The organism is Exiguobacterium sp. s39 (genome assembly GCF_018618925.1).
Lineage (GTDB): Bacteria > Bacillota > Bacilli > Exiguobacteriales > Exiguobacteriaceae > Exiguobacterium_A > Exiguobacterium_A abrahamii.
Map to the genome: position 1 here is coordinate 579,501 of NZ_JACSNA010000001.1, position 12,693 is coordinate 592,193.

Consider the following 12,693-nt stretch of genomic DNA (forward strand, 5'->3'; position numbering starts at 1 on the left):
ATATCCTCCTAACATAACCTATAGGTTATTAAAATATATAAATATATATATTTCTGTTTATGATGAAACCAGTATATCGTAAATACCAGAGGTGATAGATATGAAAATCGGAATTTACGGAGCAGGATCACTAGGAACCATCATGGGAGCTTATTTGAGTCAACAGTATGCGGGTGTCGATCTGATCGATACGAATCGCGCACATATCGAAGCGCTAAACACAACAGGCGCGCATGTCATTGGACCAGATTTGACGCAAGCCGTCCATGCGATGCATCCGGATGACATCACGGAGATGTACGATATCGTATTGTTGCTGACGAAACAGGTCTACAATGAACCGGTCCTGGCGAAAGTCCGGACGATCTTGAAGGAAGACGGTATTCTCGTCTCCTTACAAAACGGTGTACCAGAAGAATTCATTCAACAACAGATTCCACGCGAACGTATCATTGCGGGATCCGTCGAGTTCGGAGCGACATACGTCGGACCAGGTGAGTCACGTCTGACATCGGATTACGAGCACTTCAAGACGTATGCGATGCAAATCGGTGAACTGGACGGCAAGAAGACGGACCGAATCATTCACTTGAAGGAAATCCTTGATCACATCGGTGGGACGGAAATCTCTGATAATCTACCGGGAACGAAATGGTCAAAACTCGTCATCAATAGTACGTTCAGTGGGTTATCCGCTGCGTGTAACGGTACGTATGGAGACGTTCTCGATCATCCGGTCTTGTTACGGGCAGCGATCCATACGATGCAGGAAGTCGTTGAAGTCGGTCACGCCCACGGCATCATATTCGCGCCGATGAGTACGTTTGAGCCGGCAGCCTACGCAACACTAGACGATATCGATGAAAAATTGATCACCGTGCCACAATTGATGTACGGGTCGCGTGACTTAGAAGCGAGCATGTTGCAGGACCTACAAAAAGGGCAACCGACCGAAATTCGTTTCATTAATGGGATCGTCACGATGTACGGCAACACGTACGATATCAAAACGCCGTTCAACTCACTCATTCAAGAAATCGTCGAAGAAGCGCAAAAAGCGAAGACGGTTCCAAATTTTGAAACAAGTGTCGCACGCTTTGCCGCATTGTTAAACGCATGAAGGAGGGATTCAGATGAGACAGGAAGATGTAAAAAATATCGTCGCGACACCGATCAATGCACCGGTCTTTCCGGCGGTCGATATCTTCTTTCGGAATCGGGAATACTTGAACATCATCTATGAGACGGACATCGAAGCCTTACAAGCAGTCGTTCCGGAACCGCTCGAGGTGCTGAGTAATCAGATCAAGTTTGAGATCATCAACATGCCGGATAGCACGGGTCTTGGGAGTTATCTCGAGTGCGGGCAAGTCATTCCGGTTCGGTATCAAGGAGAGGTCGGTGAGTTTTACCTCTCGATGTATGTCAACAATCAGCCGGCGATCGCCTCTGGTCGTGAAGTGGCTGCTTTTCCGAAGAAGTATGGCTCACCCCGGCTTTATCTCGATAATGATGTACTCGTTGGAACGCTTGACTACCATTCACTCCGTGTCGTTCAAGCGACGATGGGATACAAGTATATTCCGATGGCAGTTGAAGAAGCACAATCAATCATCGGTGCGCCGCAATTCATGCTCAAACAACATCGCGGTTATCAAGGCGAGTTGATTATCTCCGAACTGACGCGGAGTCAAATCACGGATCTTGAGATTAAAGAAGCATATCGTGGACCGGCGCGACTTCAGTTATTCGAACATGTCATGGCACCACTCGCTGACTTCCCTATTCGGAAGATCGTCGATGCCCAGCATATCATCGCTGATCTTCGACTTGGTGGACCTGCGAAACTGTATGATTATTTAACGGATTAACGACTCTCTAACATCAACGACCTCCAAAATGGATGGTCGTTTTGTTTTACCCCAAAAACTGGCATACTGAATTGAGAGGGGGAAACGACCATGCGACAAGTCAATGTGTTACCGTATCAATCAGAATGGGCGAGTGCATATACGCGAGAAGCGGACCGTTTACGAGAGGTGTTCGGATCACGTCTTAAGCAGATCCATCATATGGGGAGTACATCAGTTCCGGGACTCGCAGCAAAACCGATCATCGATATCTTACCCGTCGTCGATACGCTCGAGGGAATCGAGCAGTTTGACGCACAAATGGAAGCGCTCGGTTACGAGGCGAAGGGTGAATTCGGGATGCCGGGGCGTCGCTATTATCGAAAAGGCGGCGACGAACGGACGCATCACATCCATCTCTATGCGGCGGGAAATCCAGAAATAAAGCGTCATCTCGTCTTTCGGGACTATTTGCGTGCGCATCCAGAAGAAGCCACTGCTTACGGAGCATTAAAGGAACAATTAGCAACGACATATCCGCTTGATATCGAAGCCTATATCGTCGGAAAGGATGCGTTCGTCAAGGAACTCGAACACCGCGCAATCGCTTGGGGGAATTCGCATGACTGACTGGGAACATGCCCTCATCCGCCATGTCGGCGTTGGTGTAAAGACGTCGAAAGCGTTGTTTGAGAAAATCGAGGCGCAGGACTGGGACGCACAACCAATCCCCGGGAAACGGACCGTCGGTGAAGTCGCTGTCCATCTCGCTGTGTTACTTGAAGCCGATTTGATGATCGCAGAAGGGGCGACGGCTGAAGCGATGCAGGCGTTTTATGCGGAACCGGTCCCGCGCGATCAGTTAAATGAACGAATCAATCGTGCGTTTTCTATCTATCAGAAGAAAGTCACGACCGGATTTACGACGCGTCCGACGTACTGGGGCGTTACCGACTCGATGAACGGCTGGGCAATCGAAGCAGCCGTGCATCTCTATCATCATCGGTCTCAGCTGTTTGATTATTTGAACATCCTTGGATACGAGCTAGAGATCTCGTTATTTGAATGAATGGAAGTAGGGGTAGTGTATGGAATATATCGTTGAAACATCAGCCGGTCGCTTTGATACCCGGCTGACAGGAAGTGGGAACGTCACATTCGTCCTTGATCACGGGATGATGTCGAATCGACACCAGTGGGGCTGGCTACGGACCGAATTGTTGAAGCGGGGACGTGTCTTTGAATATTCGCGTCTCGGGTATGGTCGGTCAAGTCGTGGTAAAAACAAACGACTCTTTACACATCAAGCAGAAGAGTTGGCGGACGTCTTACGGATGCTTCGTGTCAAAGGACCGTATGTCTTCATCGGGCACTCACTCGGCGCTTATATCTCGCTCGCGAGTGGACGATTGTTTGCAGACGAGACACGCGGCATCGTCTTGCTCGATCCGTCGCATCCAGATGTCGACGCAGCATTACCGAACTGGTACGAACGAACACAAGAGGAGTGGAATCGATTCCTCTATTTCCTTAGTCACGTCCGCCCGATCGCCTGGATGATTCCTGATCGTCTCGGCAAAAAGATGTTCAGTGTCTTACCGGAAGCCGATCAATTACCGATGTGGCGGCATTTTGCGGCACCTGGACATTGGCGGGGGACGCTCGACGAATGGCAAACGGTCGAGGAGAACAATCAGCTGATTCTTTCGTTGCTTGAAGACGTGACACAGCCGGTCCTCGTTCTGTCTGCTTCGAACTGGGCAGGCGGTATGCCGGAAAGTTGGTTGAATCCGGCATTGACCGAACAAATCAATTCGGCTCACGCTGCGTTCGCCGATAGTTTACCGAATGGGATGTATCATGTGATTGCGGATACGAACCATTACACGATTGCTGGTTTTTCGCATGAGGCAGCGGAACGGATCACGGATTTGATCGGGGTGACATGGGATTTACCGATTCAAATTCAGTAGTAAGGTTACGCTTTTTCGTTTCACTCGAATCGTTTTCCTGGGACAAGCATCGCGCCGCTTCACTTCGTTGCAGGGTCGCTCCTGCTTGTATTTCCCTAAGAAGAGATTCCGAGCGAAAAAAAGTTTCTTTTCTTGTGCTTCGGAATATCTGACGGAGCTGACTCTAAAGCCAGTATCTACAAAGAATGACGCGTCACACGCCACTCCTACAGGAAAAAGCGCATTATGCGCTGTCAGAGACAAACAAGACCCGCTTTCCTGCTTGAAGGAAGCAGGAAAACTGGCTTGTGTCTCACCTGAGGAAAGGGCGTGAGAAGATGCGTCATTTTTTTGGAGTCAGCCTGGTCTACTCCTTGAGTCGATGCTTATCGGCTTTTTTAGGGAACAAAATAAATCGAAATCATTACGATTGACGTCAGGTAAAAAGTCGGTTACTCTATAAAACGTAACGATTACGTTTTAGGAGATGAATGATGATGCAACCGATATCGATCACCGTTTTATCCGGTTACTTGGGATCCGGTAAAACGACTCTATTGAACCATTTACTACATAATCGCGAAGGGCGCCGCCTCGCGATCATCGTCAACGACATGAGTGAGGTCAACATTGACGCGGCATTGATTGAGCAAGGCGGATTCTCGCGAACGGAAGAGTCGTTCGTCACACTTTCGAACGGGTGCATTTGCTGCACGTTACGCGATGATCTTTTGCTTGAAGTCAAACGCCTCGTCGACCAAGGCGATATTGACGGTATCGTCATCGAATCGAGTGGTATCTCGGAACCGATTCCGGTCGCCCAGACTTTCACGTACGAAGATCCGGACAGTGCAATCGACTTATCACAAGTCACGAAAATCAATGCGATGGTCACGGTCATCGATGGGTATCGCTTCCTGAAGGACTTTGAATCCGGTGAATCGTTGATTGAGCGGAAACAGGCAGTCGATGAGACAGACGTGCGCGAAGTCGTCGACCTACTCGTCGATCAAGTCGAGTTCGCGGACATCATCGTCTTGAACAAAGTTGATCGTCTGACACCGGAAGAGCGCCATACCGTCATCGGTTATCTAAAGGCATTAAATCCAGTTGCCCGTTTGATCGAGACGACGTATGGTCAAGTCGATCCGGCAGACATCTTAGATGTTGATTTATTTGATTTTGAACAAGCGGCAGCGAGTGCTGGTTGGATTCGTGAGTTGAATGCGGAAGAACATATTCCGGAAACGGAAGAGTATGGGATCAGCTCGTTCGTCTACAAGCGCGACGTGCCGTTCCACCCGGAGCGTTTGCTTGCCTTGATCGAAGACTGGCCGCAAGAAGTCGTCCGGGCGAAGGGATTCTTGTTCCTTGCGACACGTCCCGAGATGGCATTGCTGTTCCATCAGGCAGGATATGCGTCGAACATGGAATACGCTGGTCGTTTTGCATCAGATGAGGATCGACGGACCGAACTCGTCTTGATCGGCATCGGACTAGAACAAGAGAAGCTCGAAGCGCTATTCGATGCGTGTCTCGTCAAAGAACACGAAACGGACTGGGCGTCACTGAATGATCCAATTCCTGGTCGCGAGATGTACGAAGAAACATTTTTATAATAGGTCAATCTTTCGAGAAACCGTATCTGCGGTTTCTCTTTTTTGTTATATTTTCATAGTGAATGGGGAAAGAATACTAGTGAAGGTATGTTAATTGAAGGAGGAAAATCTGTGCGCAACCGGATTTTACAATTCGCACTCGTATTTTTAGTCGCCGGTGGAATCATTTGGGGACTATATCAACTCGGCTATTTATTTTATGTCTTAACGATTTCAGCGACGGTCGTGCCGCTCGCCGTCATCATGATCATTTTCATCGAAAACCGGACAGCAGAATCAACGATCGCTTGGTTCCTCGTTCTGATTTTCTTACCAATTCTCGGAGTCATCATCTGGTTGATGTTCGGTCGGAATCCACGGCGTCGGCGCCGGAATCGTCGTTCGCATGACGAACGGAAATTGCTCAAGCAAGCGATTCGTCCAGTTCGGTCGCTTGCTGTCAGTGAGTTGCCACCGAATCACTTGAAGCTTGCGAACACGATTCGTAACTTCGGTGGTGGCGGGGTGGACGTTCATACAGCAAGTGACATCCTGACGAACGGGGAAGAGACGTTCCCAGCGATTCTTGACGCGATTCGTCAAGCACAGCATCATGTCCACATCCAGTACTACATTTATCGGAACGATGAGACAGGCAAGGCAATCCGTGAAGCGTTGATCGAGCGACTCGAAGCCGGAGTAACGGTGCGGTTCATGTATGACGGACTTGGAAGCTATATGCTCGGTGAGAACTTCCTGCGCCCGCTACGCGACGCTGGAGCGCATATCGCAGCCTATGATCCAATCTCGAGTCCCTTGTTCATCTTCACGGCGAACTTCCGCAATCACCGGAAAATCGTCGTCGTTGATGGAAAAGTTGGCTTCACCGGCGGATTGAACGTAGGGGATGAGTACGACGGCAAGAGTAAGAAGTTCGGGTTTTGGCGTGATACGCATTTGCGGCTCGAAGGACGTGCCGTCAAAGAATTACAAGCGACGTTCCTCGACGACTGGATCTATGCCCAAATCGAATCGGATGACACATGGGAGACGTTTGCGGGGGATGAGTCAATCCACCAGTACTTCCCGAAACATGATGTGGCGTCAGACGGGGCGATTCAAATCGTCACGAGCGGACCGACCTCAAAGGACCCGGCGATTCGCAATGCGTTGATTGCCGCGATCATCGCAGCGCAACGTTCGATCTGGATTGCGACACCGTACTTGATTCCGGACAATGAGACGATGACGCTACTCCGACTCGCGGCACGTGCCGGACTCGACGTTCGCATCCTGACACCGGGTAAAGGCGATAGTTTTACGTCTTATTACGGGACCCGGTCCTACTTCGGACCACTTCTGAAGGACGGCGTCAAGATTTACACGTACAACCGTCACTTCATCCATGCGAAACTGTTTCTCGTTGACGGGAAGATTGGTGCCGTCGGAACGGCAAACATGGATATTCGCAGTTTTGTCCTTAACTATGAACTGATGGCGTTCCTGTATGACACAGAAAGTACGGAACAGCTCGAGCGTGACTTCATCGCTGATTTTGATGTCTCGATTCAGTTATCATCGAATGATTACGTCAAACGTCCGCTCCGCTTCCGCATTTTTGAGTCGCTCTCGCGCTTGATTTCACCCTTATTATGACGCAACGTTCCGCATCGATTTTCAGGTGCGGGACGTTTTTTTGGTTCATTCTTCCTTGAAGTGGGAACATGAACTCTTATACACTAGATGTGTAATCGGTTGCACACTACTTAGCCTGGAAGGAAGTGAAAGGGGCGTAAGTCCCGAACCCGTATGCGAACAATTGATGAATCCCATTTCTACACGCGCGACATGAAACCACAAGCACGACCAGACGCCATCATCCAAGGAGATGTCTACCGTTTCACGGTCTTGACGAGTCGCATGATTCGACTCGAGTACGCGGCGGATGGACAGTTCGAGGATCGACCGACCCAAACGGTCTTCAATCGTGATTTTCCGGTACCTGCTTACCGCATCGTCGAAAACGAGGAAGAATTGCAAATCATCACCGAGCACGTCCATCTGCATTATACGAAGGGACCGTTCGCTGCGAACACACTCTATGTCGATGTCTTAGGGAACTTCAGTACCTACTACAGCCGCTATACGTTCGGCGGACCGCTCCGGACGTTAAAAGGAACGGCACGGACGCTTGACCATGCGGACGGCGTCATCCCACTCGAAGAAGGGATTCTTTCACGACAAGGATACGCGGCGATCGACGACTCGAACGCTTTCGTCCTGACGGAAGACCACTTCGTCGAACCGCGACGCTCCGGTACGCATGACATCTATTACTTCGGATACGGTCACGACTACAAACAGGCACTGCGTGACTTCTACCACCTGACAGGACCGACACCGATGTTACCACGTCAGGTACTCGGTAACTGGTGGAGTCGCTACTGGCGTTATAGTGAGAAGGAATACAAGGATTTGATGACGCGCTTCAAGACGGAAGACATTCCGTTCTCGGTCAGTGTCATCGATATGGACTGGCACGTCACCGATATCCCGGAACGCTACGGAAGTGGCTGGACGGGCTATACGTGGAACCGTGATCTATTCCCGGATCCACGCGGATTCTTACAATGGTTGAAGGATGACGACCGGATGGTCACGCTCAACTTGCACCCGGCGGACGGTGTGCGTGGGTTTGAAGAAGCCTACGAGGCGATGGCGGTCGCGATGGGCGTCGATCCCGAATCGGATGTCCGGATCCCGTTTGATTTCTCGGACCGGACGTTCATCGAGAACTACTTTACGAAGCTGCATCATCCGCACGAGGCAGATGGAGTCGACTTCTGGTGGATCGACTGGCAGCAGGGCGCGAATTCGAAGATGAAAGGGCTTGATCCGCTCTGGATGCTCAATCATTATCATGCGCTCGATATCGCTCGCGACGGCAATCGACCGTTAATCTTCTCGCGTTATGCGGGTCCCGGAAGTCATCGTTATCCGGTCGGTTTCTCAGGCGATACAATCATCTCGTGGGCATCGCTCCAATTCCAGCCGTATTTCACGGCGACGGCGTCGAACATCGGTTATGGATGGTGGAGCCATGACATCGGGGGTCACCAACGGGGAGAGAAGGATGACGAGTTATCGACACGTTGGCTCCAGTACGGTGTCTTTAGTCCGATCATGCGCCTGCACAGTACGATGAGCATCTTCAACGGGAAAGAACCATGGCGTTATTCGACCGATGCGGCGAACGTCATGAAGAACTATTTACGACTCCGACACCAACTCGTGCCGTACATCTACACGATGAATGCCCGCAATCACTTTGACGGCTTGCCACTCGTCTCACCGATGTATTATGAGCATCCGGAAGACGATCAAGCATACAATGTCCCGAACCAGTTCTACTTCGGAACGGAACTGATCGTCGCGCCGATGGTCACACCAATGCACCGGAAACTGCACATGACGGCGACGACAGCGTGGTTGCCGGAAGGGGAATGGTTCGATTTCTTTAATGGGCACCGATACCGCGGCGGCAAGCAGATCCGTCTGTTCCGTTATCTCGAAGACCAAGGCGTACTCGCAAAAGCCGGTGCGATCGTTCCACTCGGTCGTCATCTCGAACAGTCGAATGCCCTGCATAATCCGGACGATCTCGAAGTCGTCGTCTTCCCGGGAGCATCGAACCGGTTTACGTTGTTCGAAGACGATAGCACAGGTGTCGCGCACCGCGACGGTGTCAACGTCGAGACGACGTTTGCGCTCGACTGGGAAGCACGTGAGTTGACGATCGCGGCACCAACCGGACACCGTGACTTGCTACCCGAAAACCGCTCGATTACGTTGATCTTACGTGGAGTCCGTGAAGGATACGTTCAGCGCAACGGAGAGAGTGTCACCGGCGTCTATGATCATGCGACGCAGTCCCTTCGCGTTGAACTGGGTGAAGTGACCGATACGATCACGTTGTCGCTCCAAGTCGAGATCTCGACGAACGAGAACAAGATGGACCGGTTGTATGCATTTCTCGACCAAGCGGAAATCAGCTATGATTTGAAGGATCGTTTGTACCGTCTATTGTCACAAAAGCTCGACCCGGTCAACATGATGCACCAGTTGCAAGCACTCGAACTCGAGAAGGATCTCGTCGACTGTCTACTTGAGTTGATGTTGTCTTAAATGATTGGATAGGTATGCGAAAAAGCCAGTATTCGTCATCCGTATGGACGAGGAATACTGGCTTTTTGATTGAGGTCAGAACTCTTCGTCTACCTCTTCATCCATCCAAGATAGTAAGTCTTCTGCATCGAGATCGTCACCTTTACTGAGGATCAAGGCTGTGACGTCATCTCGTTTCTGTTCTAATAACTCCGGGTTGTTCGTCAAGACTTCCATGAGGTAATACGCGTAGGAGTCGAGGAAATCAGGCTGATCGTTTCGTTCGATCAGTGTCATGAACGCTTCGATCAGTTCTTCCTGTTCTTCATCGAGAATCATCCAGTGGGAGTAGGCGAGGAGTTTTTCATTTTCGTCATCTCCACGGAGAATGTCCTTGATTTCAGGTAACGTCAGAAATACGACATCCGGCATGACGACTTCCGGAACATCGCTGCTCAGCTTCGTTAACCATTCGTCATAGGTCGCCGCGACGAAATAGGTGGTCTCATCCGAAATATCGAGGCACCAGACAGTCGGCTCGGCGGCATCCGTGAAGTGGAAGTACCAAAAATAGCTACCTTCTCCTTCCGCGAACATCATGACGTTTCCTTCGACATCCCATTCCCGGAGGACTGACAATTCGTCTAGATACCGTTCGAATGTCAATGACGTCATGGAACGGAGTGGGAGGTGCAATCCGCTTTCTTCGTCCGACCATGTATTCTTGAACTCGACCATCACGGCCATTGCTTCTGGGGCACCACCGTTTTGTTCCCGGATTTGTTCGAGGTAACGGACGGGGAGTGAACCGTTGACGGCTTCCTCGATTCGTTTAATGTCTGTTTCTTTGACTGAAATCATCGTTTCTTCTTGTAACTCTTTATCCCAAAATGGCATCGTATGACCTTCACCTTCCTTGCTATGTAGTATGTAGACCTTGATTATACGCGAAGCTGATGGAAAATGTTTCAAAAAAAGACCCTTTCCGTTATGGAAGGGTCCATTGCGTCATTTACGACGCAATTTTTTCGCTTTTTGTTTCATGTCGTTGTACGTGATCATCGGGCTATCGTCCATCGTCAAGCGCAGATGGTTCGGTTCGCCTTTGTTCGTGATGCCGGAGCAGTACAAGATGTCGGCATATTCATTGAATAGATCCTCGTAAGCCGGTAAATGGTGCATCAGTCGACCAGGCGATCCCCAGCCACAGAGGACGACGCCATTTTTCGCTTTGACCTCAGCAAGCGTCTTCGCGACGAACTCATAGTTCGTCTCATCGAAGCTCGCTTGCGCGAACGGCAGATCCTCGCTGACGAGCAGGTCCGGCATCAAACTGATGATGTCATATTGTTTGACGGGGTCACTGACATACTTCTTCATCAAATTGTACGCACGTTGTGTCGTCGTTCCAGAGAGAAAGGCGTCCGTCGTCCGTGGTGTGTAGATTAAAGCGGCGACGTGCGTACCTTCTGCGATGTCGTCAAAGATGTAGCTGCGTAAATAGCGTTTCGTCTTGTCTCGATCAAACGTCGTTTGGACGCGGATCGACGATTCCTCAATCAAGAGTTCGGAAGAATCGGCTGGTGTCATGGGTGGTGCCTCCTTTTAATTGGTCAAACGTGAGCTGATGCGAAGGAAGAATGCGAGTGTCTTCTTCTTGAGGTCGAGGTCGTTCGCATCGATCGCCTCGACGTGTTGCTGGTAACGATCATATTGGGTGAGCACGTCAGAAACATATTGTTCACTGCGATTGTATTCAAACAGTGCTGTCGCGAGCGTGTCTCGGTCGGATGTCTCTTCGACATCGTGTTGTTTCAGGTATTTCGCTGCCGTGTGGGCGCTGTCGACGAGACTCGTCGGATCGGCTTTCCCGTCGCCGTCCGCGTCGACTCCGAGACCACCATATTTCTCGATGGCTTCCGGGTCCGTCACGTCGATGCCGTCGTGCTCGATGTCACCGAGCGATGTGCCACCTTCGTATCCCCAACCGACCCATGTTTTCGGCATGAATTGGAATGGACCGATGGCGCCAACGGACGATTGCATCGCTGACGAGTTTGAGAAGATCGTCTCGACGCGATGGATGGAGGCGAGTAGCTTCCAGTCGATGCCGTAACGTGCCGCGGCTTGTTCGTAGATGTCGATGTTCTCGGCAGGTACGCCATGCTGTCCATAATACGTACGATACATTTCATTTTGAACACGTTCCCGATTTTGCCAGTAGATGAAGCTACTGACGATGAGGGCGAACAGTACGAACAAGATGCTGATTCGAAAAACTTTTCGCATATTGTTCTCTCCTCTGTATAGGATTCCACTGAATGGTATCATATTTTAGTAGGGTCTAATAGCACTTTCTGTGACGGGAGTGTGGAATCAAAAAAGGAGTCGAAGTCATGTATCTCTTCGTAAATGGATTTTTACTCGGATTGCTCGTCGTCCTTTCAATCATCGCAGCGGTCCGTCCGGTCGATTTGACGATCGTCCCACGCAAGGAATTCTACCCCTCGATGGTCCAGTCGAGCGGTATCTTATGTCTGTTGCTCGTCGGTGGAACGCTGGTCAGCGGTACGCTGTTACCGGAAATCGGCTTGACGTTTTTTGTCCCAAGTGGACCAATCTGGTACGCGACGATCGGACTGATCGTCTTTCTCTGTATCGTCTTGCTTTTGACAGCGACCGTTCCAGCGTTTCGGAAACGTTTGTTGCCGCTCTATCAAAGTGAGGCGGAACGACTGATTCTGCCGCGAACAAAAGAGGAGCGAACCGGGTTCCAAATGGTCGCGCTGATGGCAGGGGTGACGGAAGAGTTGATCTATCGCGGGTTTCTCTTCCATACGCTTGGATTATTTTTACCGTTCTCTGAAGTCAGCTTCGTCTGGATCGGTGCCATCCTGTTCGGGATTGCCCATCGTTATCAAGGGTGGTTCGCGATTCTCGTGACAGGACTGATCGGAGCGGGATTCGGCTACTTGTATCTAGCGCTCGAGACACTCTGGCCGCTGATCATCATCCATGTCTTGATCGATCTCGTTGCCGTCTACGTTTACAAGGACGATGTTAATTCCTGACATCGTCAAAAAGCGTTGAATTTGGTAGACTGAATGTCAAGCGAAGTCATCGTTTAAA

Annotated in this window: 12 protein-coding genes; 9 read left to right on the plus strand and 3 right to left on the minus strand. The window is 50.4% G+C overall.

Features of this window, described 5'->3' with window-relative positions:
- The first annotated feature begins 100 nt into the window (after positions 1–100).
- The 8 genes from KNQ11_RS02940 (at position 101) to KNQ11_RS02975 (ending at position 9,585) form a co-directional block, all read left to right on the plus strand.
- Positions 101–1,120: a ketopantoate reductase family protein gene (locus tag KNQ11_RS02940; protein ID WP_214769456.1), complete on the plus strand. Its 1,020-nt coding sequence runs from the start codon at positions 101–103 to the stop codon at positions 1,118–1,120.
- 13 nt (positions 1,121–1,133) lie between these two features.
- The gene (locus tag KNQ11_RS02945) at positions 1,134–1,871 is read left to right on the plus strand and encodes an acetoacetate decarboxylase (protein WP_214769458.1); all 738 of its coding nucleotides are present in this window, start codon (positions 1,134–1,136) and stop codon (positions 1,869–1,871) included.
- A 90-nt stretch (positions 1,872–1,961) separates the two neighbouring features.
- Positions 1,962–2,480 (plus strand): GrpB family protein, encoded by a 519-nt coding sequence (locus KNQ11_RS02950; protein WP_214769460.1) that lies wholly within the window; start codon positions 1,962–1,964, stop codon positions 2,478–2,480.
- Positions 2,473–2,919, plus strand: coding sequence for a DinB family protein (locus KNQ11_RS02955; protein ID WP_214769463.1), 447 nt, complete (start codon positions 2,473–2,475; stop codon positions 2,917–2,919). The genes KNQ11_RS02950 and KNQ11_RS02955 overlap by 8 nt, the downstream gene beginning before the upstream one ends.
- Positions 2,920–2,938: 19 nt before the next feature.
- Positions 2,939–3,823 carry an alpha/beta fold hydrolase gene (locus KNQ11_RS02960; protein ID WP_214769466.1) on the plus strand — a complete coding sequence of 295 codons (885 nt, stop codon included), beginning with the start codon at positions 2,939–2,941 and terminating at the stop codon, positions 3,821–3,823.
- 476 nt (positions 3,824–4,299) lie between these two features.
- Positions 4,300–5,421: a GTP-binding protein gene (locus KNQ11_RS02965; RefSeq protein WP_214771851.1), complete on the plus strand. Its 1,122-nt coding sequence runs from the start codon at positions 4,300–4,302 to the stop codon at positions 5,419–5,421.
- Positions 5,422–5,532: 111 nt separating this feature from the next.
- Positions 5,533–7,056, plus strand: coding sequence for a cardiolipin synthase (locus KNQ11_RS02970; protein WP_050677052.1), 1,524 nt, complete (start codon positions 5,533–5,535; stop codon positions 7,054–7,056).
- Positions 7,057–7,209: 153 nt separating this feature from the next.
- On the plus strand, positions 7,210–9,585 hold the full coding sequence (locus KNQ11_RS02975) for a glycoside hydrolase family 31 protein (RefSeq protein WP_214769468.1): 2,376 nt from the start codon (positions 7,210–7,212) through the stop codon (positions 9,583–9,585).
- Positions 9,586–9,660: 75 nt separating this feature from the next.
- On the opposite strand, the gene KNQ11_RS02980 is transcribed toward KNQ11_RS02975, so the two are convergent.
- From KNQ11_RS02980 to KNQ11_RS02990, 3 genes are all read right to left on the minus strand, one after another.
- Complete coding sequence (locus KNQ11_RS02980) at positions 9,661–10,461, minus strand: SMI1/KNR4 family protein (protein WP_214769470.1); 801 nt, start codon at positions 10,459–10,461, stop codon at positions 9,661–9,663.
- Between the two features lie 111 nt (positions 10,462–10,572).
- On the minus strand, positions 10,573–11,154 hold the full coding sequence (locus tag KNQ11_RS02985; protein WP_035397944.1) for a DUF1643 domain-containing protein: 582 nt from the start codon (positions 11,152–11,154) through the stop codon (positions 10,573–10,575).
- Between the two features lie 15 nt (positions 11,155–11,169).
- On the minus strand, positions 11,170–11,853 hold the full coding sequence (locus KNQ11_RS02990; RefSeq protein ID WP_214769473.1) for a lytic transglycosylase domain-containing protein: 684 nt from the start codon (positions 11,851–11,853) through the stop codon (positions 11,170–11,172).
- Between the two features lie 107 nt (positions 11,854–11,960).
- Between KNQ11_RS02990 and KNQ11_RS02995 the strand changes: the two genes are divergently transcribed.
- Complete coding sequence (locus KNQ11_RS02995) at positions 11,961–12,635, plus strand: CPBP family intramembrane glutamic endopeptidase (RefSeq protein WP_214769475.1); 675 nt, start codon at positions 11,961–11,963, stop codon at positions 12,633–12,635.
- The last annotated feature ends 58 nt before the right edge of the window (positions 12,636–12,693 follow it).

Coding starts and splice junctions, on each gene's coding strand:
- KNQ11_RS02990 (WP_214769473.1), bottom strand. CDS start 11,853: ATGCGAAAAGTTTTTCGAATCAGCATCTTGTTCGTACTGTTCGCCCTC.
- KNQ11_RS02975 (WP_214769468.1), top strand. CDS start 7,210: ATGCGAACAATTGATGAATCCCATTTCTACACGCGCGACATGAAACCA.
- KNQ11_RS02985 (WP_035397944.1), bottom strand. CDS start 11,154: ATGACACCAGCCGATTCTTCCGAACTCTTGATTGAGGAATCGTCGATC.
- KNQ11_RS02945 (WP_214769458.1), top strand. CDS start 1,134: ATGAGACAGGAAGATGTAAAAAATATCGTCGCGACACCGATCAATGCA.
- KNQ11_RS02965 (WP_214771851.1), top strand. CDS start 4,300: ATGCAACCGATATCGATCACCGTTTTATCCGGTTACTTGGGATCCGGT.
- KNQ11_RS02995 (WP_214769475.1), top strand. CDS start 11,961: ATGTATCTCTTCGTAAATGGATTTTTACTCGGATTGCTCGTCGTCCTT.
- KNQ11_RS02980 (WP_214769470.1), bottom strand. CDS start 10,461: ATGCCATTTTGGGATAAAGAGTTACAAGAAGAAACGATGATTTCAGTC.
- KNQ11_RS02950 (WP_214769460.1), top strand. CDS start 1,962: ATGCGACAAGTCAATGTGTTACCGTATCAATCAGAATGGGCGAGTGCA.
- KNQ11_RS02960 (WP_214769466.1), top strand. CDS start 2,939: ATGGAATATATCGTTGAAACATCAGCCGGTCGCTTTGATACCCGGCTG.
- KNQ11_RS02955 (WP_214769463.1), top strand. CDS start 2,473: ATGACTGACTGGGAACATGCCCTCATCCGCCATGTCGGCGTTGGTGTA.
- KNQ11_RS02940 (WP_214769456.1), top strand. CDS start 101: ATGAAAATCGGAATTTACGGAGCAGGATCACTAGGAACCATCATGGGA.